The sequence below is a fragment of the Pseudomonas sp. S2_B07 genome, from assembly GCF_054668435.1.
In genome coordinates this window covers 2,545,886-2,568,703 of record NZ_CP162769.1, presented here as the reverse complement: position 1 = coordinate 2,568,703, position 22,818 = coordinate 2,545,886, and the positions used below count along the sequence as shown (strand labels likewise).

16 protein-coding genes and 1 pseudogene are annotated in these 22,818 nt (G+C 59.0%); 2 read left to right on the top strand and 15 right to left on the bottom strand.

All coding sequences use genetic code 11. From position 1 onward, the window contains the following. Positions 1 to 40: 40 nt before the first annotated feature. Together AB4N43_RS11920 and AB4N43_RS11915 are read right to left on the bottom strand one after the other, a co-directional pair. A complete protein-coding gene (locus AB4N43_RS11920; protein WP_027924603.1) occupies positions 41 to 865 on the bottom strand; it encodes an SDR family oxidoreductase in 825 nt (274 codons plus the stop codon). Positions 866 to 896: 31 nt separating this feature from the next. Further along, the gene (locus AB4N43_RS11915) at positions 897 to 1,361 is read right to left on the bottom strand and encodes a hypothetical protein (RefSeq protein WP_027924604.1); all 465 of its coding nucleotides are present in this window, start codon (positions 1,359 to 1,361) and stop codon (positions 897 to 899) included. A 166-nt stretch (positions 1,362 to 1,527) separates the two neighbouring features. On the opposite strand from AB4N43_RS11915, the pseudogene AB4N43_RS11910 reads away from it, so the two are divergent. After that, positions 1,528 to 3,492, top strand: a pseudogene (locus tag AB4N43_RS11910) (RHS repeat-associated core domain-containing protein); the annotation flags it as partial. A 309-nt stretch (positions 3,493 to 3,801) separates the two neighbouring features. Then, positions 3,802 to 4,335 (top strand): hypothetical protein, encoded by a 534-nt coding sequence (locus tag AB4N43_RS11905; protein ID WP_460154087.1) that lies wholly within the window; start codon positions 3,802 to 3,804, stop codon positions 4,333 to 4,335. A gap of 94 nt (positions 4,336 to 4,429) precedes the next feature. On the opposite strand, the gene AB4N43_RS11900 is transcribed toward AB4N43_RS11905, so the two are convergent. The 13 genes from AB4N43_RS11900 to yaaA form a co-directional block, all read right to left on the bottom strand. Then, positions 4,430 to 5,881, bottom strand: a complete 1,452-nt coding sequence (locus AB4N43_RS11900) for a mannose-1-phosphate guanylyltransferase/mannose-6-phosphate isomerase (RefSeq protein ID WP_027924835.1) — start codon at positions 5,879 to 5,881, stop codon at positions 4,430 to 4,432. Positions 5,882 to 6,090: 209 nt separating this feature from the next. Beyond that, entirely contained in the window at positions 6,091 to 6,747 is a 657-nt protein-coding gene (locus AB4N43_RS11895) for an alginate O-acetyltransferase AlgF (protein ID WP_027924836.1), read from the bottom strand. A gap of 14 nt (positions 6,748 to 6,761) precedes the next feature. Beyond that, the gene (locus AB4N43_RS11890; RefSeq protein WP_027924837.1) at positions 6,762 to 7,937 is read right to left on the bottom strand and encodes an alginate O-acetyltransferase; all 1,176 of its coding nucleotides are present in this window, start codon (positions 7,935 to 7,937) and stop codon (positions 6,762 to 6,764) included. Between the two features lie 11 nt (positions 7,938 to 7,948). After that, entirely contained in the window at positions 7,949 to 9,514 is a 1,566-nt protein-coding gene (locus tag AB4N43_RS11885; RefSeq protein ID WP_027924838.1) for an MBOAT family O-acyltransferase, read from the bottom strand. Positions 9,515 to 9,725: 211 nt separating this feature from the next. Next, positions 9,726 to 10,850 (bottom strand): mannuronate-specific alginate lyase, encoded by a 1,125-nt coding sequence (locus AB4N43_RS11880; RefSeq protein WP_027924839.1) that lies wholly within the window; start codon positions 10,848 to 10,850, stop codon positions 9,726 to 9,728. 8 nt (positions 10,851 to 10,858) lie between these two features. After that, positions 10,859 to 12,307, bottom strand: coding sequence for an alginate O-acetyltransferase (locus AB4N43_RS11875; RefSeq protein ID WP_027924840.1), 1,449 nt, complete (start codon positions 12,305 to 12,307; stop codon positions 10,859 to 10,861). A gap of 10 nt (positions 12,308 to 12,317) precedes the next feature. Next, positions 12,318 to 13,907 carry a mannuronan 5-epimerase AlgG gene (gene algG / locus AB4N43_RS11870; protein WP_059181587.1) on the bottom strand — a complete coding sequence of 530 codons (1,590 nt, stop codon included), beginning with the start codon at positions 13,905 to 13,907 and terminating at the stop codon, positions 12,318 to 12,320. Positions 13,908 to 13,933: 26 nt separating this feature from the next. Further along, positions 13,934 to 15,421, bottom strand: coding sequence for an alginate export family protein (locus AB4N43_RS11865; protein WP_027924842.1), 1,488 nt, complete (start codon positions 15,419 to 15,421; stop codon positions 13,934 to 13,936). Beyond that, the gene (gene algK, locus AB4N43_RS11860; protein WP_081743983.1) at positions 15,418 to 16,929 is read right to left on the bottom strand and encodes an alginate biosynthesis TPR repeat lipoprotein AlgK; all 1,512 of its coding nucleotides are present in this window, start codon (positions 16,927 to 16,929) and stop codon (positions 15,418 to 15,420) included. Before algK ends, AB4N43_RS11865 begins: the two co-directional genes overlap by 4 nt. 9 nt (positions 16,930 to 16,938) lie before the next feature. After that, positions 16,939 to 18,108: an alginate biosynthesis protein Alg44 gene (locus tag AB4N43_RS11855; RefSeq protein ID WP_027924844.1), complete on the bottom strand. Its 1,170-nt coding sequence runs from the start codon at positions 18,106 to 18,108 to the stop codon at positions 16,939 to 16,941. 35 nt (positions 18,109 to 18,143) lie between these two features. Continuing rightward, positions 18,144 to 19,625, bottom strand: coding sequence for a mannuronan synthase (gene alg8, locus AB4N43_RS11850; protein WP_032833612.1), 1,482 nt, complete (start codon positions 19,623 to 19,625; stop codon positions 18,144 to 18,146). Positions 19,626 to 19,777: 152 nt separating this feature from the next. Then, positions 19,778 to 21,094, bottom strand: coding sequence for a nucleotide sugar dehydrogenase (locus AB4N43_RS11845; RefSeq protein ID WP_027924846.1), 1,317 nt, complete (start codon positions 21,092 to 21,094; stop codon positions 19,778 to 19,780). A gap of 825 nt (positions 21,095 to 21,919) precedes the next feature. Then, entirely contained in the window at positions 21,920 to 22,699 is a 780-nt protein-coding gene (yaaA, locus tag AB4N43_RS11840) for a peroxide stress protein YaaA (protein ID WP_027924847.1), read from the bottom strand. Between the last annotated feature and the right edge of the window lie 119 nt (positions 22,700 to 22,818).

Below are 22,818 nucleotides of genomic sequence, written 5' to 3'. Positions count from 1 at the left end.
GTGTTTGTTCGGACGCCATCGCGAGCAGGTCGGCCCGGTCTCAGAGCTGCCCGCGCAACCCGAACCGCTTCATCAACCCCGATTCCAGCAACCCTTTTGGCAGCAAACCCGCTAACAACGGCAACGCTCGGCTGCCATTGCCCAATCGAATCAAACGCGGTGGCTTGCCCTGCTGCACCGCCTTGAGCAACCCCTGCGCAAACTCCCGGGCCGGCGTCGGTTTGTCCTGAGATGCCTTGGCCCGCGCACGAATGCCTTCGCGCAGGGGAAACCATGGCGATTGCTCGGTGATCAATTGTTCCGCTTCATGCCCGGCATTTTTAGCGAAGCTGGATTCGATGGCGCCCGGCTGGACTTCCATCACGCGAATACCGAACGGCGCCAGTTCCATGCGCAGCGCATCGCTCAACGCATGAACGGCTGCTTTCGAGGCGCAATAGGCGCCAGCAAACGGCGTGACCAGAATCCCTGAAACACTGCCGATGTTCACCACCAATCCCTTGGCGCGACGCAGCACCGGGAACAGCGCGCGTGTGACCCCGACGATGGCAAATACATTGGTCTCGAACTGCCGCTGCATCGCCGGTACACCGCCATCGAGCAGCGGCCCCATCGCGCCATAACCGGCGTTGTTGATCAGGATGTCGAGGCCGCCATGTTGCTGATTGATCTGCTCGCTCAGCTGTTCGAGCGCGGCGCCATCATTGACGTCCAGTTGCACGGCGGTGAAACCGGCGGCGGTTAGCGCGGCCACGTCTTCAGCCTTGCGGGCACTGGCCCAGACTTCGTAGCCGGCATTTTTGAACACGTCGGCAAGGGCACGGCCAATGCCGCTGGAGCAACCGGTAATCAACGCAACGGGCATGGCGCGGTCCTTGTGCAAATAAGAAGTGGGATTAATCGGAGAAACTACCCTGCAAACGCTCGGCGCGAAACTCCAGGGTTTGCGGGCGATAGCCGGGACGCAAGGGTGGCAAGGGCAAACAGTCTTCCCAGTTGGCGCCGGCCTGGAGCTCGCCGGGGCCACGATATCGCGGGGCTTCGTATTGGTTGTCGGCCAGATTGACCGTGTCACCCGGTGCATACGCCGCGATACGCCAGCGCAATTCGGTCAGCGGCACGTCGTTGCCATTGTTCATTTTCAGCTGTAACGGACGATCCGCCGGGCACTGCTCGGGCGCGTAGGTGATGCGCAGCTCCAGCCGCGCGAGTTGCTTGACCTCGCGGTTGTCGAGCCAGATCACCCATGTGGCCACCAGACCCAAACCGACGGCGGCCGCCACCGACACGGGAAACGCCTTGGACGGGTAGCGCAGCAACAGGATCAGCCAGGTGATGACCAGCAGGACGCCGATGAACATGTATGTACGCTCCTTGAACTCATGACCTCCATCCTACCGAAGGGCTGCGCGAATGGACATTCGTGGATCTGTCACTGTTGCCGTTGGTCGCAACTGTAATTTTTGACAGTAGCCAGCCCACGTCACAAGCGATTAGCTGACCACTGGCTTACAGGGACGCGCCGGCATGCACTCTAAAACCTCCACCGTTTCGGTCGTCGACTCGCGAGCGCTGACGATCCGTTCCATTGATTATTGGCGCGAGGTTGAAGGCGAGCCGACTCAGGCACGCATCAACCGCACGCTCCACAATGCCGCCGGGCTCCCAATCATGCAGTGGGACCCCCGGCTTTGGGGGTTACGGGAACAAGATCCGCTGGCACCCGCCAATCTCGTCACGGTGTATTCGCTGTCCGATGTTGCCGTATCGACGCTGAGCGTGGATGCCGGCTCGCAGATCAATTTCTTCGGCCTGGCCAATGAAGTGCTGCAAGGCTGGGACAGTCGCGGCACACGACGCGAGGTTGAATACGACGAACGGCTGCGTCCGGTGACGGTATTTGAACACGTCGCCACAGCCCCACGACGTTGTGCCGAACGCATGGAGTATGGTCGTCCCGGTCAGGGTACCCAGGACCACAACCTATTGGGGCAATTGATTCGACAGGATGGCCCCGGCGGGACCGTGTTGTTTAAGGCGTTTACGATCACCGGTCAATGCTCTAGACACGTTCAACACTTCGCTCTGGACCCCGTCGCCCCTGATTGGCCAGCGTCGATTGCTGATCGCAATGATTTGTTGGAGCCCGGCGATGGAGCTGTTTCGACCTGGCGATTCGGTCCTCTCGGGAACGTGCTGGAGTCGGTTGATGCCAGGCAGAACTGTCAGACGTTTGTTTTCACCCTTGATGGCCGACTGCGCCACAGTGTCTTGAAACTGGCAGGCAAGCCCTCTGGGCAAACACTGGTCAGCGAGATTGAGTACAACGCCCAAGGACAGATCACTCGCGAAGTGGCGGGTAACAACGTACAGACGACCCTCAAATATTCTCCGCAAGACGGACTCCTGATCGAGCGCCGGGCGCACAGCGAGCATCGCGGCTTGCTGCAACACCTGTTCTATACCTACGACCGAATGGGCAATGTGCTGAGTATCGAGGACAAGGCCTTGTCGACGCGCTACTTCGCTAATCAGCGTATTGAGCCGATCAGTCGTTTTTTCTACAACAGCCTTTATCAATTGATCAAGGCGACGGGTTGGGAGGCGCGCGCCCCCAGCCAAGGGCCGGCATCCGTTGGGCGCAACGATCCCGCGGCGCTCAGCAACTACGAGCAAACCTACCGTTATGACGAAAGCGGGAATTTGCTGAAGCTGGCACATGTCGGCTCGCAAAGTCCGGGACGTGATCTGAAAGCTGCGCAGTACAGCAATCGCTGTTTGCCCTGGCGTAACGGCGTGCCCCCCACGGAAGAACAAATCACGACGGCATTCGACGCCAAGGGCAATTTGCTGGAGCTGGATCAGGGGCGTTTTTTGACGTGGGACCTGCGCAATCAGTTGCAGTCGGTCAGCCCGGTGGAGCGCGATTCCGGACGCAATGACGTTGAGTCCTACCTCTACGATGGCGGTGGCCAACGGGTACGAAAAATTCGCTCGTTGCAGACCCATGCCAGAACCGTGATAGCCGAAGTGCGTTACTTGCCAGGGCTGGAACTGCGTACCGACAGTGGCACCGGTGAGAGGCTGGAAGTCATCACCGCACAGGCTGGCCTTAATTCCGTTCGGGTGTTGCACTGGGAAAGCGATCCACCGCCCGGCATCAACGATCAGTATCGGTACACCCTGGTCGATCACCTGAATTCCTGCACGGTGGAACTGGCTGACGATGCACAAGTCATCAGCCGGGAAGTTTTTTATCCCTTCGGCGAGACCGCGTGGTGTGCCGACACAGATGCCGTTGCAGTCGACTACAAAACCATTCGGTATTCAGGCAAGGAGCGGGATGCGACGAGGCTTTATTATTATGGGTTTCGGTACTACATACCGTGGCTACAGCGTTGGCTAAATCCCGATCCGGCAGGTGCGGTGGATGGTTTGAACCTGTATCGAATGGTTAGAAATAACCCTGTCACGTTGATCGATATCGATGGACGGAAGCCTGATAAACCGAATACCCCCCCGCACCTCCAAGGCCACCTTCACTAGCCCTGCCACCTCCACCACCGCCTGGTTTCGGCCCAGTGCCGCCAGGGCCATCAGGGTCTGGGCAAGCCGCGCAGGCTCATAGGCTTTTTGAGCCAATTGTATTGGCGCGTCCGCAAATGCCAGCGAATCAGGCCTCAACGACATGGAAAACAGGTGACTATGTCGACACGGCCCAGCTGGCCAACACGATCAGTCAACTATTTGGTGTATCGGTTCGCCCTATAAAAGTAGTGGATGTAACACACGAAGAACTTTTTGAAAAAATCAGGTCCTGTTCCTGGCAATGAAACGATGCAGTTCAACCAGGAAGAACTGCGTGCCAATCCTGCCGCCTGGACGTCGCCAGACGGAATAATTTATATGGGAGTAACCGCACCGGATTATTCTGAAAATGGTCAGCTTGATAGAGATAAAATTCGCTCGACGATTGTTCACGAAGCCTTGCATGCTTCTTCGCACGGACATATAGGTTTTCAGCAAGAGACGGATACGTCTGTCAGTAACAGTAATTATGACGAACACATTACCGACTACTTTGCCCATCAGGTCTTCAATGATATGTACCCCGGAGCGTTGTACAAAACGGGTTATTTCACAACGAGCGTAGGTGGCGAGGCTCAACATTGGGGCGGGAACATGGCTAAATTCATGATCGATTCCGGCCATGTGACAAGGAGCGAATTACAAAGCGGCTATTTTCAGACAGGCAGATTGAATCCGTTACCTAGCCAGTTGTTAGACAAATGGAAAACCTTTGCAAAGCAAAATAGAAATCCATTGAAAATGTGATTTGGCATGACATCGGCAGAAAAAAGCCCCCGCCCAACCCGCTGCGGATAGGAGACGCAGCGGGCTGGACGGGGGCTTTTATTTTGCTGAACGCTTACTGCGCGATGGTTTTCACCGACACGCCGCGCTCGATCGGGGTGGAGCGACCGTAGATATCTTCGAACCGCTCGATATCGTCTTCACCCAGGTAGCTGCCCGACTGCACTTCGATGATCTCGAGTGGAATCTTGCCCGGGTTACGCAAACGGTGGACCGACGCGATCGGAATGTAGGTCGACTGGTTTTCGCAGAGCAGGAACACGTTGTCGTCGCAGGTCACTTCAGCGGTGCCGCTGACCACGATCCAGTGTTCGGCGCGGTGGTGGTGCATTTGCAGCGACAGGCACGCACCCGGTTTGACCGAGATGTGCTTGACCTGGAAGCGGCCGCCCATGTCCACCGAGTCGTAGGAACCCCACGGACGATAGACTTCGCAGTGGTTCTGGGTTTCGCTGCGACCCTGTTCGTTGAGGGTGTTGACCATCTGTTTCACGCCTTGGACCGAGTCCTTGTGCGCAATCATCATGGCGTCCTTGGTTTCGACCACCACGATGTTTTCCAGGCCGATCACCGACACCAGTTTGCCGTTGCCGTGGATCATGCAGTTTTTGCTGTCCTGGATGACCACGTCGCCTTTGGTGACGTTGCCGTTGGCGTCTTTTTCATTGACTTCCCACAGCGACGCCCAGCAACCGACATCGCTCCAGCCAGCGGTCAGCGGCACGACGCAGGCACGCTGGGTTTTTTCCATCACCGCGTAGTCGATGGAGTTGTCTGGGCAGCAGGCGAAGGTGGCTTCGTCGAAGGTGATGGTGTCGGCATCTTGCTCGCTGCGTTCGAGGGTCAGCAGGCAGGTGTCGTAGATGTCCGGGTCGTGCTTTTTCAGTTCTTCGAGGAAGCGGCTGGCGCGGAACAGGAACATGCCGCTGTTCCAGAAATAACCACCGGATTCGACATATTCGGTGGCGCGTTTGACGTCAGGTTTTTCGACGAAGTGCGAAACGCGGCTGACGCCTTCCGGCAGCAGCGAATCATTGGTCGACTTGATGTAGCCATAACCGGTTTCCGGTTTGGTGGCCGGCACGCCGAACAGCACCATTTCGCCGTTTTCCGCCGCGACGGTGGCCAGGGCCAGGGCGCGTTGCAGGGCTTTCTGGTCTTCCAGCACGTGGTCGGCCGGCAGCACCAGCATCAGCTCGTCACGACCTTCATTGACCAGCATCATCGCGGTCAGGGCCACGGCCGGCGCGGTGTTGCGACCGAACGGTTCCATCAGAATGCGCTGGGCTTCGAGTTTGCGGTTACTCAACTGCTCGTTGACGATGAAGCGGTGGTCCTTGTTGCACACCACGATAGGGGTGTCCATGCCTTCGAACACCAGGCGTTCCAGGGTTTGCTGGAACAGTGTGTGTTCGCCGGTCAGGGCAAGGAATTGCTTGGGAAACTGTTTACGCGAAAGCGGCCAAAGACGTGAGCCGCTACCACCTGACAAGATCACCGGAATCATGTTGTTACTCCTTTAAAATCGATTGGTTAGAGCTACGAACGTTCTGTCGTTTCACTCTTGTTGTTGTCTCGTTCTGAACGCTCACCTCGGCCCCTGTGGGAGCCTGGCTTGCCAGCGATGCAGACGACTCGGTTTTTCAGATTCACCGAGGTGATGCCATCGCTGGCAAGCCAGCGCCCACAGAGAGCCGGGTCAGTTCAGAGAATTGATTAGCGCGTCGACACCGGGCGTTTTACCCAGACTGGCGACAGGCTGCTGCCGTTGCCGGTGACGTACAGCACGGCCGCTTCACCGCGTTCCAGGGCAACCGGTTTTACATCGCCGACTTTTTTGTCGCCTTCAAACAGCGCCAGGCTGACTTTCACCGGGTTGATCTCACGCTCGCCACGGCCCTTGGCGGCCACGCTTGGCACCACGTCGGTCTTGCCGTCAGCGGTTTTCAGGGTCAGCGGCTTGTCGCTCAGGTTCTGCAGACGCACCAGGGACTTCTGCTTGTTCTTGAACGGCGGTTCTTCAATCAGTTGCGGCGCGCCGGAAGCGTTGTTGACCAGGGTGTAATAGTGGTCACCGGCGAGTTTCACCGGCAGGGTCTGGCTGCCGACCTTGGCGCTGTAGTCGCCGCCCGGCATGAAGCTGAAGTCGGTGCTGGACAGCGGTGCGACGTCGCTCAGGTTAGTGGTGCCGACGGTGGCGCTGACTTCAGCATTACCGGCGTTGTAGACCCGTACGAAGCTCGAGCCTTTGGGTGCGGTCGGGCCGTAGAGTGCGGCGTCGCCACCGGCGAAGGCGTGCATCGACAGAACGCTCATGCCAGCGACAAGAGCGAAAGTCTTAGCGAGACGGCGAGGAGTAGTAGTGAAAGTCATGGTGTACCTCTCTTTCAGTTTTGCGCCCGGTCGGGCGTCTCGGATTTAGTGTTTGCGGCTACGTTTTGTTGGCGGGCGCCGGCTTCTTTGAGCTCTGCGACCCACTGCGGGTCGGCGTCGCCGATTTCGTTGTTCACAGGCAGATAGCGTTCAGGAAACTCCCAGATCAGCACCTGTGGCGGGCTGTTCTTGAAAGCATCGCTTTTCAGGTAACTGAGCATCGGCAGGATCGGGCCGTGGCCGTCTTCGGCGTAATTGACCACATCGCTGCGCAGCGCTTGTTTCAGTGCGCCGACGAAGTTCCAGTTCGGGTTGGCGCTGTAGCTGGTGCCGATCAGGGCCACCGGCACTTCAGTGTTGGCGAACAGGGCGTCGTCACCGGCCGGCTGATCGCCAGCCGCCACGGTGTTGCGCTTCTGCAGCGGTTCTTGCGCCGGCATCAGGTTTTCGAACAGCGGGTCCAGCGGCAGGAACAAGCGCAGGTCGCCTTTGTGCGTGACTTTCTCTGCAGGTGTAGTGACGAAGTTTTGCGGTTCGCCGCTCAGCGGGAGTTTGTCGGCGATGGTTTTGGCCAGGGTCTCGGCGGCGACTTGTGCGCCTTCCGGCGTCCAGTGAGTGTCGGTGCGCAGGAACACTTGCTGACCATTCTGCTTGGCCTTTTGCAGCGGGCCGAGCAGGTCGGGGGCGAGGATCTTGTCGGCCGCGACACGGTCGTGGAAGTCCTTGTAGAGGTTGGCGTGAATGCTCGAAGGCTTCACCTCCCCCAGGTGTTCCGGGTACAGGCGGGTCTTGGCCGGCACGATCGCCATCACCAGTTGCACGCCTTGCTCTTTCAGGGTCTGGCGCACGCCTTCGACCAGCGCGTAGTTGCCTTGCAGGTTCAGCTCTTCGTTGACGATCGGGTTGAACTCTTCATCGCTATAGAGCCACTGATCGCGGCCGAGCACGACGCCCGGACGACCTTCGTTGAACAGTTTGAAATCCAGCGCGGCCCAGAGGTTGGTGCCCAGGCGCTTGATCGGAAACTCGTCGTCGTAGTGCGTCTCCACGGCTTTGGTCCAGCGGCCGTTGAGCACCGTGGTGTCGGCACTGGTGCTGAAACCAAAGAAGCTGCGCGTGGACCACAGGCCCAAGACCAACAGGGTCAACAGGAACAGGGCGATGTAGAAGATGCGTAATGAGCGGGTCATGGTCAGATCCCTCAGAACTGGAAGTAAAGGAACGGCGAGAAGCTTTGCGCCGAGAGTTTGAAAATCGAAGCGATGAACAGCAGCAGCACCAGGGCGCGCATCACGTAACGCGACCAGTCAGCGGTCCAGTAGGCCGGTTGCACGGTGGCTTCGACGCCAACGGTGTAACCCGGTTGGTGGATGCTGGCCGGGTTGTCGCCCGGTACGGCTTTGATCGTTCCAGGGGTCGCAGCGGCAGGACCATCGGTCTCGACGTTGACGGCAGGCTTGGTCTTCTCTGGCGGACGGTTAGTGTAGAAATCACGGATGCCGAAGAACGCCAGGGTCACGTAAGCCACCACCAGGGTTGCCACTTGCAGGCCGGTGAGGCTGGCCTGGTTGAGTTCCGACAGCGACCATTCGCCGAAGCTGAACATCGCGCCGTACATACGGCCGGCAACGTGCAGGTTTTCCGAGCGGAAGATCACCCAGCCCATCACCACCAGCAGGAACGTCAGCGCCCAGCGGATCGGGTTGATGCTGCGCGGCGAGGTGTTCAGGCCCAGCGCTTTTTCAATCGCCAGCCACATGCCGTGCCACGCACCCCAGACGATGTAGGTGATGTTCGCGCCGTGCCACAGACCACCGAGCAGCATGGTCAGGAACAGGTTGCGATAGGTCATCAGTGTGCCTTTGCGGTTACCGCCCAGCGTGATGTACAGGTAGTCACGCAGCCAGGTGGAGAGGCTGATGTGCCAGCGACGCCAGAACTCGGTGATCGACTGGCTGATGTACGGCTGCTTGAAGTTTTCCATGAAGCGGAAACCCATCATCAAGCCCAGGCCGATGGCCATGTCGCTGTAGCCGGAGAAGTCGAAATACAGTTGCGCGGTGTAGGCCAGTGCGCCGAGCCAGGCATCGCCCGTGGTCGGGTTTTGCAAGGCGAAGCAGTGGTCGGCGACGACGGCGAGGGTGTCGGCGATGAAGACCTTTTTGATGAAACCCTGCATGAACCGCGTGCAGCCCTCGGAGAACTTGTCGAGGGTGTGGGTGCGGTTGTTGAACTGGTCGGCAAGGTCGCGGAAACGCAGGACCGGGCCGGCAATCAAGTGCGGGAAGATCGCCACGAACGCTGCAAAGTCGATCAGGTTGCGGGTCGCTGGGGTGTCACCACGGTAGACGTCGATGATGTAGCTGATGGACTCGAAGATGTAGAACGAGATCCCGATCGGCAACAGCACGTGGGTCAGGATGAACGGCGACAGACCGACTGAGGTCATCATCGCGTTGATGCTGTCGACACCGAAATTGGCGTACTTGAAGTAGCCCAGGATGCACAGGTCGACGGCGACGCCGAGCAGCAGCCAGCGCTGCGCCGGTTTGGTCCGCACGCCCGCGGCACCGACTTTGAGGCCGATCCAGTAGTTCCACAGCGTGACGGCGGCGAACAGCGCGAGAAAGTCCACGCGCCACCAGGCATAGAACACGTAGCTGGCGATCAGCAGCAGCAGGTTGCGATAGCGTATTCCGCTCAAGTAGTACAAGCCGAGAAAGATCGGCAAGAACAGAAACAGGAACACATTGGATGAAAATACCATCCCGATCTCTCCATGTTTAACCAACAGTCAAGGGCCGCAGCCCCCCCAAACCCCCCACCGAAATCCGGAGGGCGTAACACACAAAACTCAAACTTGACGCTAAACCTGTGGGAGCGGGCTTGCCCGCGATAGCGGTGGGTCAGTCGACATCAATGTTGAATGTCAGACCGCCATCGCGGGCAAGCCCGCTCCCACAGGTTTTGTATTTTTCCTAGGAACCCTTGTTGCCTTTTTCATTGGCCGGGTCGTAGACCTTGGTCAGATCCCCACCGAGGCGGAAGGTCTTGAACGGCTGCATCTTGTGTTTCTGTTGCAGCACATCCGGCGCGCAGGTGTAGAGCGTGCAGAACGGTTCGAGCCAGGCGAATTTCGAGTCGATCTTGAGATCGGTCATGTCCTGTTCCTTGCCGTTCTTCTTCTCGAAGATGTCCGGGTCTTTAATCCCGGCCAGTACCTGATCACCCAGGCGTTTCAGCGCGCCGTTGTTTTCCTGGCGCAAGTCCACACCGTTGACCTGAGCGAAACTGGCGATCATCGCCAGAGGCGGCAACGCGTAGTTGTGGTAGGCGAGGGCGCGTTGCTGGCGCTTGAGTTCGTTCGGCAGGAAACCCTGCGCGTCGACCTGATTGGCGCCGACCTTGTATTCCTTCACGGCCCAGTCAAACAGGTCGCGGCGGTTGGTTGCGACCGACGTGGCCATCACCGACCAGGCCGCCCAGTACGAGTGATTGTTGGTTTTCTCAAGCGGCAGGTTGTCCCAGTCGCTGACCACCTGATCGGCCATTTTGCTGAACCAGGCTTCGATCATCTGCGACTCTTGCTGATGGTTGGCCAGCGGATGCGAGTCGGAGAACTTCAGGCGGATGTACGACGACGCCATGCTGCCCAGTGCCCATTTGCGCATGGACTTGCCGGTGTGGTTGAAGTCCTTGGACATCAACGCATCGGCCTTGGCCCAGGCGGTCAGCCAGGTCAAGGTGCATTCGAGTTGTTCCGGGCGACCGTCACGCATGAATTGCATCACGCGCTTGCTGGTGCCGCGTTCGATCTTGGTGATGTCGGCGGTGCTGTCGCGGAAGGCTTTTTCCGATTGCACGTTCAGGGTCGAACGGGCCTTGTCGGAGCCTTCGTATTTGCTGCGAAATTGCAGCGAGCCGGTGTACGGCGTCGGCATCGCATCACAGCCTTCACTGCTGTCGCCGGTTTTGACTTTTTCAATCGGCGCGAAGTAACCCTGTGGCGGGCGCAGGGGCGCGGCAGCCTGGGTGGCGCCGGCGAACATCGCCAGGGTCAGTAACGATGGCGCGAGCAGATTTTTCAACGTTCGGTTTCGCATGGCAGACCTCATTGCCCGGCCTGAGCAGTTCGCTGCTCAGCACTCGGGAATACGTTGCGTTTGCAGATTTTCGCTTCGACTTTTTGCGGCGCGGCACCGGCTTCAGGGCCCTGGACTTCGACGGCCAGCAGATTCTGCGAGGCCCAGTCTTCGTCTGTGCGCAACTCAAAGGCGAAACGCCCGTCGGTGTCGGAGGTTTCCGGTTTTTCGATTTTGATGTCCTCGTGGCGACCGTTCATGTACCAGAGGGTGGCTTGCAGGGTTTTCACCGACGGATCGGCGAAGCGGATGTCGACCTGGTGGCTGCTGTTTTGCAGGTTCAGGTTTTTGCTGTTGACCATCAATTCGTTCTTGCCCGGCTTCAGCGTGGTGCTGCCGGACAGTTGTGCATCCTTGCCTTCGCAACCGTTGTCCAGCAGCGCCATCATCTGGCGGTAGATGGTTTCCTGGTCGAGGCGATAGAGCGGCGAGAACTCCCAGATCAAAATCTTTGGCGGCTTGGTCTGGAATTCTTCGCTGCCCAGGTACTGCAGCATCGAACCTTCCAGGCCACCGCCGGGGAACGCCACGTTGAGGATGTCGGCGCCGATGGCCTCTTCGAGGAAACCGGCGAAGTTGTAGTTCTTGCCGCTGTGGCTCGTGCCTACCAGGGTGATCTCCGGATTGCCGGCGTCGCTGAACAGATCGCCGTCGGCGGCTTCGCCTTTGGGCTCGGTGGTGAATTGATCCATGTACTGGATCGCGTAGCTGGTGCCACAGAGTTGACCGGCCATGTTGTGCAATGTTCCGGTCTTGCCCATGCGACCCGACCTGTGGGTCTCGAATTCGCGTTTCGGAATGCCGGCAAACGCTGGAATCTGCTTGACCTTTTCCGCGACGATTTTCGCGGTGCGCTGGGCGCCATACGGCGTCCAGTGTTGGTCGCCGCGGAAGTAGAAGTCGTGGGCGGGCAGGGTGTCGGGCAGCGATTCGTTGGTCAGTGGCGACAGGTCCGGCACGACGTAACCCATGGCGGCGAAACGCCCGAGCATGGTCTTGTAGTTCTTCAATGCTTTGTCGAAATCGTACTTGGCTTTTTCTTCCGGGTTGAGCTTGTTGCGGTTCACCAGGCCACGAGTGGGTTGATAAACAACAACGAGCTCCACGCCTTTGCTCTTGAACGCATCGTGCAGTTCTTTCATGCGTTTGTAGCCGGCGGGGGAGGTGTCGAATTCGGTGCGCAAGTCTTCTTGCGTACGGAACAGCCAGTCGCCCTGAGCCTGCACCAACGTGGTGAAGTTCTGTTGATAACGCGTGGTGTAATTCTTCGCGTCATGGGCTTCGGGGCACAGGTTGCAGCACGGTTCGGCAGCAAACTTCGGCGCTTGAGCGTCGTCCGCACGAACACCAGCGCTGGCCGCGAGAATGCCGGCGGTCAGGGCCGACAGGCTGAGTAATTTGATCAAGTGTGGGTGCATAAAATTATCCTCAGTCCCGCATTTCGGTCTGGCGTTCGACAGGGTCGATCAGCACGGCTTTCTGCTGGCGCACCAGCAAGTCGAGAATTTCATCCTGACGCTCGCCCAGAATCCCGCTGAAGCTGATGCCGCTGGATTTGGTCGGGGCGAGCATGGACACGCGATACAACTCGACGCTCAGCGGCGAGTCGATGGACAGCGGGCCACTGCCGTTGCCGGCCAGTTCACCGCCGACCACGATCAGCGAGACTTCGGCGTCGAACGGGTCGAGCTTGATGTCGCGGTCGGTGTCGCTCAGGTCCTTGATGTGGCCGTAGACGCCGGTCAGGCCGTTGGCCAGGGACAGGTTTTCATAGAGGCGGATGTTCACGCTGTTACGAATACGGATGCCGTGGCGTTTGTTGCTGATCACCTTGTTGCCGTAGATCAGGTTGTCGGCACTCTCGTAGAGGGTGATGCCGTCGGTGTGGTTCTTGTAGATCTCGTTGTAGGCGATCAGGTTGTTCACGCTGTTACGGTCGATCACCAGGCCCGACAACTTGTTGTCGTAGCTGCGGTTGTTGAAGATGAAGCTGTCGTTGACCTCACGGGAAATAATGATCCCGTGCTTCTTCTTGGTCCCGTAGACGGTGTTGTCGGCAATGATCAAACGGTGCGAACGGTCATGCGGGTCGATGCCGTAGACGATGTTGTCTTTGTAGGTGTTGCCCTTGACCACGAAGTCGCGGGTTTCGTAGCAGTAGAAGCCGTACCACATGTCCGAGAACTCGGAACCGACGATCCAGCCGGTCGGCTCAGGTCGCTTCAAGACCTTGGCCATGTTCGGCGTGTACTGGGAAATACTCACGCCGTAGGACTTACTGTTGGCGTAGCCGAAACTGGCGATTTTGCTGTTGGCAATGTAGGTCTCGGTGCCCCCCCAGGACAGCAGGAACGGACGGAATTCCTTGGGCGAGGTGAACGTCGCCGGGCCGTTGTCCTTCTCGCGCCAGCCGGTGATCTTGGTGTCACGCACAAACAGCTGGCCGTCGTTGACCAGGAACGAACCGGCCTCTTGGGACAGACGCAGTTCCTGGGTCTGCTTGTCGATTTCGAGGATGCCGTGACGGCCAACCACAATCGGCAACTTCGCCAGGAACACCCCCGGCGAGGTTTCGCTGAAGTACTGCTTGGGCAGCTTCTTCGCCAGGTCCTTGAGGTTCATGTAGCCGTCGTCGACAAAGATTGCCTGCGGGATACCGTGCTGACGCACCACCCACTCGGCCATCTTGTTGTCGCCACCGATGAAGTCCTTCAGGGCGTCTTCCTGCATCATCCGGCGCACGCTGATCTTGCCGGCCTTGGTGCGCACGATTTTTGCGGCGATGGCTTCGGCGGTATAGCCGGACAGGTCCGGTAGCGTTGGCTTGGCCAGCTCCAGCGGTGCGGTCGGTGCGCTGCTGACGGTGTAGGTCTTGGCCTGTTGCAAACCTTTGGCAATGGTCTCCGGTTGCCCTTTCTGCACGGGCACGACCGGTTCCACATTGGCGAAGGCAGCCGCGCTGGCCAGCAGCATCGCGCCGGCCAGCAAGGAGATCGAACCTCGCTTCGAATTGTTCATGTCGGGCACTCCCTTCGCGGTTCGCATCAGAAGCGCCAGATCACGTCGATGAATGCGCGGTGCATGTACGAATCGACTTCCTTGCCGTACGCATCACCCGGCTTGAACACACCACCACGGAAACGCACGAGGGCCGAAGGCTCGTCGATCGACTGGCTCAACGCCGCCGGCAACAGGCCCTGCTTGAAGTACTTGGTGACGACCAGGTCCATTTCCTGACCGAGGTCTTTTTCGCCATCGTTCAGCGGCAGGGACGTGGTGGAGAGAATCGCGCCGGTCGGGTCGTCGGTGTTGTTCTCGACCGCGTTGATGCCGTTGCTGCCGATCGGCTTGTTGCCGTCGACGCGCCAGAACTTGTGGTAGATCACGCTGGCGTCGTATTCGTCGTTGAGCATCCACGAACCGAACAGGGTAGCGGTCTGCATGTTCTGCATTTCGCCACGGAAGGCTTCGCCGAAACGGTGAACCCGCGAGCGGGTACCGGTGTAGTTCGAGCGGTTGCTTTCCAGGCCGTTCTGTTCGTACTCGGCACTGGCGCGGGCATAGGCGGCACCAACTTGCCATTGCGGATCGAGGCGCAGACGCACGCCGACATCCGTGGCCCAGCCATTGAGGTCTTGGCCGCGTTTGGCTTCGGTCGGAGGCGTGCCATTGGCGTTCAGCGGGTTGACCGTGTCGGTGTCGCCGCTCATGCCGGTGATGCTGCCCCAGTAATTGACGGTGTTGGTGTTGCGCCAGTTATAAGCGTCGCTGTCGGCGGTCAGGCCCAGCCAGGTGAGGTCACCGTTCTGTTTCTTGTCCAGCGAATCGGTGGGTACGCCCGGCTGCGGGTAGTCGAGCTTGCCGTCATCGTGGGTGTGATGAGCGCGAATGCCCGCCCACTGCCCCGGCGTCCACTGATACTCCGCATCGGCGTAGACGTGCAGGCGATCCTTGTCTTTTGGAGCCAGCTCCGTGAGGTCGGTGCGGTACTCGCTGAAGCGTTCGGCGACGCCCATGTTGGCGCGCAACAGGGTGGTGTCGAAGGTCCAGTTCAGGGCTTCGATGTTGGTGTCGCGCCATTGGCCGTCGGCGTTGTGCAGGCGTTGGCGACCGAGCTTCAACTGTTCGCCGGGATACGGCGTGAGGCCGCTGTAGCCGACCCAGAATTCGCGCATTGCCAAGTAGTTTTTCTTGGTCTTGCGATCATCGTTGGTGGTCGGCGTGGTGCCATCGCTGGCGGTCCCTTGCAAGGTGTCCGTCTCGATGATGTCAGTGGCGGTCACGGCCTGGCCCATGGCATAGGCGCTCCACGCGCCGCTCTCGCCATAGATCCATGGACGCAGGTCGAGACCGACGCCATTGACGTCGCCGCCGCTCTGGGTGCCGAGGTCGCTGTCGTCCTCGGACTGGCCGGTGACTTTCACTTCGAGGCCGAAGTTTTTGGTTTCAGTGATCGCGGCCAGTGTCGGGCAAGACCAGATCAGCGCGAACGTGAGGCCGATGCCGGCCTTCATGAATGGATTCAACTTCATAGGGATTCCTCGCCGTCTTCTTCTTGCAGGGCATGCAGTTCCAGCGTGTTCTGGCTCAAGGACCCACGAATGGCCTGTTCTTGTTTCAACAGGCGTTGGGCCTCGGCGAGCTGGGCAGGCGGCAGCTGTGCTTCGAGTGTTTGCGCAAGCTCGGTGGCTTGCGGGGTGTCTTGAGCCTTGGCCAACTGACTGAAGACGTAAGCGTTAAGCGGGTTGGGCTTGGTGCCCTTGCCTTGGGAAAACAGCTGGGCGATGGCGAAGTCGGCGCTGTTCTGGCCGTTGCGCGCGGCGGTCAGCAAGTGATCCAGGGCCTTCTGCGAATAGACTTTGCCCAGGTAACCGCGGCGGTAGATCTGGCCGAGGTAGTAATCGGCGGCGACTTCGCGGCCGACGGCTTTCTGGAAATGTTCTTCGGCGACCTTGGCGTCGGCCGGGACCATTTTGCCTTCGTAATAGAGCTTGCCCAGCAACAGTTCGGCGCGCGGCTGGTCGGCGGCGCGACCGTTGTCCAGGTACTTCATCATCTGGTCGACGTCACCCAGTTCAGGGAAGTCGTAGATCAATTGCGCGAGGGTGACCCACGACGCCGGGTAGCCTGGAGCGATAGGTTCGAGCAGCGACTGCGCGGTTTTCTCGTCGGTCTTGCCCAGGGTCGGGTCCGCGAGTACACGGGCGACGCTGTCGACTCGTTGCGCAGACACGGTGCCGCGAGCGTGTGCGGCTTGCATCTGCTTGATCAGCTCGGCTTGTTGCTCGGGCTTGGCCTGTTTCTGATAAACCGTGGCCAGTTCGACGTAGCAGATGTCGGTGGTGTTCAGTGCGGCTTTGCAGATGCTGGCGATTTCGTCCAGGTGCTGGTCGTAAGTACCTTGGGTGCGATAGAGCAGCACTTGCGCCAGACCCGCTTCCGGTTTGCCTTCGGCGCGCCATTGGCTGATCTGCTTCTGCGCATCGATGTTGGGAAAACTGTGCGGGTATTGCAGGTACAGCATCGCCAGTGGAATCAGGGTGTTGCCTTCGCCATTGGCCGAGGCCTTTTTCAACAGGCCTTCGGCTTCGTGCTGTTCGGCTTCAGTAGATCCCGGCTTGGCCACCAACAGGCGACCGAGGCGAGCCTGCGCCCTTGGCGAGACATCGGCCGCCGCGCGGTAAGTCGCCTCGGCCTGTTTGATCTGCGCCGGGTCGCGGCTGTCGACCTGAATATCGGCCAGGCCCACTTGAGCCTCGCTGTAGCCGAGGTCGGCCAGTTGCTTGTAATTCTGCTGCGCGAGCGCAGTGTCACCACGCTTGAGGGCTTCGTTGGCCAGACGCTGGTCGGGCAGGCCGGCGCAACCGGCCAGGCTCACTGCCAACGCGATTGCACACACCGCATATCCAGTATGGGAGCGGGCTTGCCCGCGATGCAGGCGCTGCGGTGCATCAGATAAACCGAGTTGATCCCATCGCGGGCAAGCCCGCTCCCACAGGGTTTGTGGTGTTTTCAGGAAACTGATAATCGTCACGGGCATGTCCTCGACTTAAAGACCGGCGGCCATGGCTTTGTCGATCAGCCAGTTCAGGTTCGGGCCACGATCGCTGTTCACTTCCACCGGGCGACCGGCGAGGCTGCTGTCCAGGGCTTCGTCAGGCTGGATCAGCACACGGATGTCGGACGACAGGTCGGCGCTTTTCAGGCTGGTGCTGCTGACGATCTTGCCGGTGCGGGTTTTGTCTTCGCCGGCGATCTGGAAGCTGACCGGAGTACCCGGACGCACGTCACGGAACTGGCGATAAGAGAAGCGCGCTTCGATGTTGGCTTCGGTGTTGCGCGGCACCAGTTGGAAGATCACATCGCCCTTGCTGGCGTATTGACCGTTGGCAACCATTTGTTGGGCCACGGTGCAATCGCACGGCGAGGTCAGGGTGCCGGTCATTTGCTTGCCGAACAGTTCTTCAACCTTGGCCGGTTGCAGTTGGTCTTCGTCCAGATGCCCTTTGAGCACGTCGAGCATGCTGGTGCTGAACGTGGCGAGCGGGGCGCCTTTGGCGGCCACGCCGTCAGCCTTGATCAGGCTCTGCACGGTGCCGTCGCGCGGCATGGTGATGTTCATGCCCGGCACGCTGACCAGACCGGCCTGTGCGTGGCTGACGAAGTACATGCCGTACACCGATTTGAAAATGAAACCGAATGCCGCGACGCCGACGATGAAAATCCCCAGGCTGAAGGTCACTGCACGCAGACGACCGAACGCGGTCATGCCGTGGCCGCCGTCCTTGACCTTGCGCGCCTTGGTGAAGTTGTCGCGCTGCAGGGTCGCCAGCACTTCACCCATGCTGACGATGTCGCCGGCCAGGTGAGAGGTGATCAGGTGACGCAGGGTCGAAATGTCTTGCGGTTCGAGGTTCTGGAATTGGCAACCGGCACGGCCGGTCTGGCGGTCAAAGGAGCGAACCTGCAATTCCACGTCCATGGCCAGGCCGAGGTTGTCGATGACGAATTGCAGGCGAGCCTTGTACACGTCACCGATCTTCAGCGGCAGTTGACCGGCGTTGAACGCCAGGCCGCCAGCGGAAAGGTCGATCACACGGGCTTCAACCGGCGTCCGGTCCGGACCGAAGAAGCGCAGCTTGGCCGGGATTTTCACTCGGGCGTGTTGGCGCTGGGCTTCAGATTCATGCACTACGTTGGCGTTGACGGCGGTATTCATAGGGGCGATTTCCTTGTTAATTCAATAGGGGCGGGTCAGACCATCATCAGCAGCACGGCGACAAAAATGCTGCCGGCGGAGAAGGTCATGGTCCGAGACGACCAGGTGTTGAACCAACGTTGAAAGCTGGCGAGATCACGGGTCAGAGAAGTGGGCTGGCGAGTCCAGGACTGTTGATCGAGGCGGAAGAACACGTAGATCTTCACCAGCGCGCCGACGATCTGGTTGTAATAGAGAATCGCCGGGTAGGCCGGGCCGATCCGGTGACCGGAAAGGGACAGCAGCACGGTCAGGATCAGGCGGGTAATGCCGATCCACAGCAGGTACACCAGGATGAACGCGGTGCCATATTTGAAGCTGGCAATCAGCGCGACTGTCAGGCCCAGCAACGACGTCCACATCGACACGCGCTGATCGAACAGCACCACCGAGGTGAACAGGCCGAGGCGTTTCATCCCCAGGCCCAGGGCGCGGGAGTTCTGGCGCAGGTTGTTGCCGTACCAGCGGAACATCAGCTTGCGGCTGGCCTTGATGAAGCTCTTTTCCGGCGGATGCTCGACGGTGTTGATCGCGGCGTCCGGCACGTAGAAGGTGTCGTAACCCAGGCGCATCAGGCTGAACCAGCTCGACTTGTCATCACCGGTAAGGAACTTGAAACGACCCAGGCGCCAATGTTGCAGCGAGTCGCTTTCCACGTCGGCGATGAATTCCGGGTTGGTGACCACCGTGGCACGGAACACCGACATCCGGCCGGTCATGGTCAGTACGCGCTTGGACAAGGCCATCGAGCACATGTTGATGTGGCGCTGGGCGAAACGCAGCTTGTGCCATTCGCTCATGATGTAGCCGCCGCGCACTTCACAGAACTCGTTGGTGGTCAGGCCGCCGACGTTGCCGAACAGCTGGAACCATGGCACGGTCTTGCGCACGGTGCCTTCGCCGAGCACGGTGTCGCCATCGATCACGGCGACCACGGCGCGGTCGTCCGGCAAGTGGCGGGAGATGGCGCGGAAACCGTAGGCCAGGCCGTCGCGCTTGCCGGTGCCGGGAATGCGCACGAAGTCGAGCTTGACCCGGTCCGGCGGATTCATCCGCGACCAGAGGCTCTTCACCAGCTTCTCATCGGACATTTCCACGATGGAGCAGACCATGGTGGTCGGCAGGCCGCAGTCGATCGCTTCTCGAATCACCGAGGCGTAGACCTGCGCGGTGGTCAGCGCGTCGATACGGAAACTGGTGACCATCAAAAATACATGGGACGGGTCCGCCGCTTTGCCCAGTTTGCGCACTTTGCGCCGCAGGTGCGGGTAGACCACGTACAGGAACAGCATGCCGCGCAGAAAGTGCGTGGCACCCATTGAGTAACGCCAGATCCCGATGAAGCCGATCAGGAAAATGAAGTCCTTCGACTCGGAGTCGAACGTGGACGCAGGCAACGCCATGGCGATGCCCATCAATAAACTTAGGTAAAACAGCCAACCTGCGGCCTGAAGTAGGCCGTGCTTTAGCCTGTGCATAATCGGAATCCTAAAGTCAGTTGCAAGCCCCGCGCCCCTGTAGGAGCCCGGCTTGCCGGCGATGGCGATCTCAAGTCCGTCATCGTCGGCAAGGCGGGCTCCTACAGGTGTTTCATCCGCAATAAGCGCGGTGTCGGAGACGGGATTCCGTATTACCAGCAGATGCCTTCGGTGCGGCCGCTGACGCTGGTGGCTTTAGTCATGAAGCCCACCAGGTCGACCACTTGCTTGCCGTGCGGGGCGTTCTGCGCCAGGGCGCGGAATTTCTCGTCACGGTTGCCGAGGATGATCACGTCGGAGTTGTTGATCACGTCGTCGAAGTCGGAGTTGAGCAAGGACGAGACGTGAGGGATTTTCGACTCGATGTAATCCTTGTTCGCGCCGTGGACACGGGCGTATTCGACGTTGCTGTCGTAGATGCTCAGGTCGTAACCCTTGCCGATCAGCATTTCGGCCAGATCCACCAGCGGGCTTTCGCGCAGGTCGTCGGTGCCGGCCTTGAAGCTCAGGCCCAGCAGGGCGACTTTGCGTTTGTCGTGGCTGGACACGATGTCGAAGGCGTTCTGCACCTGGGATTCGTTGCTGCGCATCAGCGAGTTCAGCAGCGGTGCTTCCACGTCCAGGGAACCGGCGCGGTAGGTCAGGGCACGCACGTCTTTCGGCAGGCAAGAGCCGCCGAACGCGAAGCCTGGGCGCATGTAGTACTGGGACAGGTTCAGGGTTTTATCCTGGCAGACCACTTCCATCACTTCACGACCATCGACGCCGACTGCCTTGGCGATGTTGCCGATTTCGTTGGCGAAGGTGACCTTGGTGGCGTGCCACACGTTGCAGGTGTACTTGATCATCTCGGCAACGGCGATGTCCTTGCGGATGATCGGCGCGTCGAGTTCTTCGTACAGCGACTGCAGAACGTCGCCCGATGCTTTGTCGAACTCGCCAATGACGGTCATCGGAGGCAGGTCGTAGTCGGCGATCGCGGTGCTTTCACGCAGGAACTCTGGGTTCACTGCAACGCCGAAGTCGATGCCGGCTTTCTTGCCGGAGCAATCTTCGAGGATCGGGATCACAACGTTGGCCACAGTGCCTGGCAATACGGTGCTGCGAACCACGATGGTGTGGCGGGTGGTCTTGTCACGCAGGACAAAACCGATTTCGCGGCACACGGCTTCGATGTAGTTCAGTTCCAGGTCGCCGTTTTTCTTGCTGGGCGTACCGACGCAGATCATCGACAGGTCGGTGTCACGAATCGCCTCGGCGAAGTTAGTCGTGCCACGCAGTTTGCCGGTATCGATACCTTTGCGCAGAAGTTCGCCCAGGCCCGGTTCAACGATCGGCGATTTGCCGGCATTGATCATATCGATTTTGTCTTTGGCAACATCGACGCCAACGACGTCATGGCCCCGTGCAGACAGGCAACCGGCACAGACAGCGCCGACATAACCCAAACCAAATATGCTGATGCGCATCGCAATTACCTCACTGTTATCAAGACTGTATTCACAAGCCATTAGATGGCCGGAGTTAAAGGTGTTTAGCGGTCATAGTGCACTCGAAAGTGCGGCTTACAGGCGCCACAATGCCGTGTGCAGGCATACTAAGTTCCGAGTGTCTAAATAAGTGCACTCAAGATGTGCGCAACTAGGCCTTATTATTATGACGTGCCCTGTTATGCAGCCGGTCCTCTGGCCTGAGGACGCTTGTGCAAGGATTTTGCGCGCTCAATGCCAGGCAATAAGCCCGTAAATCAAGCGGTTGGGTGCTCGGGAGAGCACGTTTATAGGGGCGCTGCCTTGGCCTTGTAGGGGATATTAATGGTGCGTATCTCCTGTCCTTCGTGTGTTGCCCAAATAAGCGACTCATGTTCGGAAGTTAATGTGACAACTTCGCTATGTGAATGGCTTGTCTGCGTAAGTTATCTCGTACAAGCACGTTGATAATCGTTACCGGTGGTATGAGCTACGCATTTGGACATAGTTCCAGTCCGCTCATCGCGAATTCTGAAATTTCTTGAAATATTAAGAAAGATGGCACTACTTTCATATTGATGGCACTTGCTGTTTCACCCTTGATACATAGGGGGCTAACCGAGTTCGATAGTTTTATGCCACTACCGATAAAAATTTTCAGTGCCACTACTGAAAAAAAACACCGAAGTCGAGTGAAACAAAAGTTAGAAAATTATGTGGTGTTTTATTGGCGTCAATAAGTCGACGAAAGAAGGAGGGATTGTTCGACGAACGGGCGTCGGCGCACGACGAGGATTATGAGAGTCGTGCGCCGGGTTGGTGCTTTTATTCGGGGGCGTGATCGCGCAGGAAAACCAGGTTGTCCGGTTTGGACTGTTCAGCGCTGTAGCGGTAACCCTGAACGTCAAATTGCTTGAGGTCGGCAGGGTTGTTGATGCGCTCTTCGATGACGAAGCGGCTCATCATGCCGCGGGCTTTTTTCGCGTAGAAACTGATGATCTTGTACTGGCCGTTCTTCAGGTCCTTGAAGTCGGTATTGATGATGCGCGCGTTCAAGGCGTTGCGTTTGACCGCCGAGAAGTATTCGTTGGACGCCAGGTTCAGCAGCACGTCATCGCCTTGGTCGGCCAGCGCCTCGTTCAGCCATTCGCTGATGCGCGTGCCCCAGAAGGCATACAGGTCCTTGCCACGGGCATTCGCCAGTTTGGTGCCCATCTCCAGTCGATACGGTTGCATCAGGTCCAGCGGGCGCAGCAGGCCATACAGGCCGGACAGCATGCGCAGGTGCTGCTGGGCGTAATCGAAATCGGCTTCGCTGAAGGTTTGTGCGTTGAGGCCGGTGTACACATCGCCTTTAAAGGCCAGCAGCGCCTGCTTGGCGTTTTCCGGAGTGAACGCCGGTGTCCAGCTGCCGAAACGCGCGGCGTTGAGCCCGCCGATCTTGTCCGAGACGTGCATCAATTCGCTGATTTGCGCCGGCGTCAGGTCGCGCAGCTGCATGATCAGCTCTTGGGAATGATCGAGGTACTGCGGCTGGGTAAAGCGCTGGGTCGCCGGCGGTGTTTCGTAATCGAGGGTCTTGGCGGGGGAAATCACCATCAGCATGAAGTCGTCTCCTTTAATCGTGGGCGCGATTCTAGGGGGTAGAGGCGGATGACTCCAGCTATGGGTGTCATAGGTGATGGGTGGTGTCAGTGGGACAGATCGCAGCCTCGCGTTGCTCG

Excerpts from the sequence above, each read along its gene's own strand:
- AB4N43_RS11900 (WP_027924835.1), bottom strand. The coding sequence starts at position 5,881 with ATGATTCCGGTGATCTTGTCAGGTGGTAGCGGCTCACGTCTTTGGCCG.
- AB4N43_RS11880 (WP_027924839.1), bottom strand. The coding sequence starts at position 10,850 with ATGCGAAACCGAACGTTGAAAAATCTGCTCGCGCCATCGTTACTGACC.
- algK (WP_081743983.1), bottom strand. The coding sequence starts at position 16,929 with ATGCCCGTGACGATTATCAGTTTCCTGAAAACACCACAAACCCTGTGG.
- AB4N43_RS11885 (WP_027924838.1), bottom strand. The coding sequence starts at position 9,514 with ATGGTATTTTCATCCAATGTGTTCCTGTTTCTGTTCTTGCCGATCTTT.
- AB4N43_RS11865 (WP_027924842.1), bottom strand. The coding sequence starts at position 15,421 with ATGAAGTTGAATCCATTCATGAAGGCCGGCATCGGCCTCACGTTCGCG.
- AB4N43_RS11895 (WP_027924836.1), bottom strand. The coding sequence starts at position 6,747 with ATGACTTTCACTACTACTCCTCGCCGTCTCGCTAAGACTTTCGCTCTT.
- AB4N43_RS11915 (WP_027924604.1), bottom strand. The coding sequence starts at position 1,361 with ATGTTCATCGGCGTCCTGCTGGTCATCACCTGGCTGATCCTGTTGCTG.
- AB4N43_RS11875 (WP_027924840.1), bottom strand. The coding sequence starts at position 12,307 with ATGCACCCACACTTGATCAAATTACTCAGCCTGTCGGCCCTGACCGCC.
- AB4N43_RS11890 (WP_027924837.1), bottom strand. The coding sequence starts at position 7,937 with ATGACCCGCTCATTACGCATCTTCTACATCGCCCTGTTCCTGTTGACC.
- alg8 (WP_032833612.1), bottom strand. The coding sequence starts at position 19,625 with ATGCACAGGCTAAAGCACGGCCTACTTCAGGCCGCAGGTTGGCTGTTT.
- AB4N43_RS11845 (WP_027924846.1), bottom strand. The coding sequence starts at position 21,094 with ATGCGCATCAGCATATTTGGTTTGGGTTATGTCGGCGCTGTCTGTGCC.
- AB4N43_RS11855 (WP_027924844.1), bottom strand. The coding sequence starts at position 18,108 with ATGAATACCGCCGTCAACGCCAACGTAGTGCATGAATCTGAAGCCCAG.
- AB4N43_RS11920 (WP_027924603.1), bottom strand. The coding sequence starts at position 865 with ATGCCCGTTGCGTTGATTACCGGTTGCTCCAGCGGCATTGGCCGTGCC.
- algG (WP_059181587.1), bottom strand. The coding sequence starts at position 13,907 with ATGAACAATTCGAAGCGAGGTTCGATCTCCTTGCTGGCCGGCGCGATG.
- yaaA (WP_027924847.1), bottom strand. The coding sequence starts at position 22,699 with ATGCTGATGGTGATTTCCCCCGCCAAGACCCTCGATTACGAAACACCG.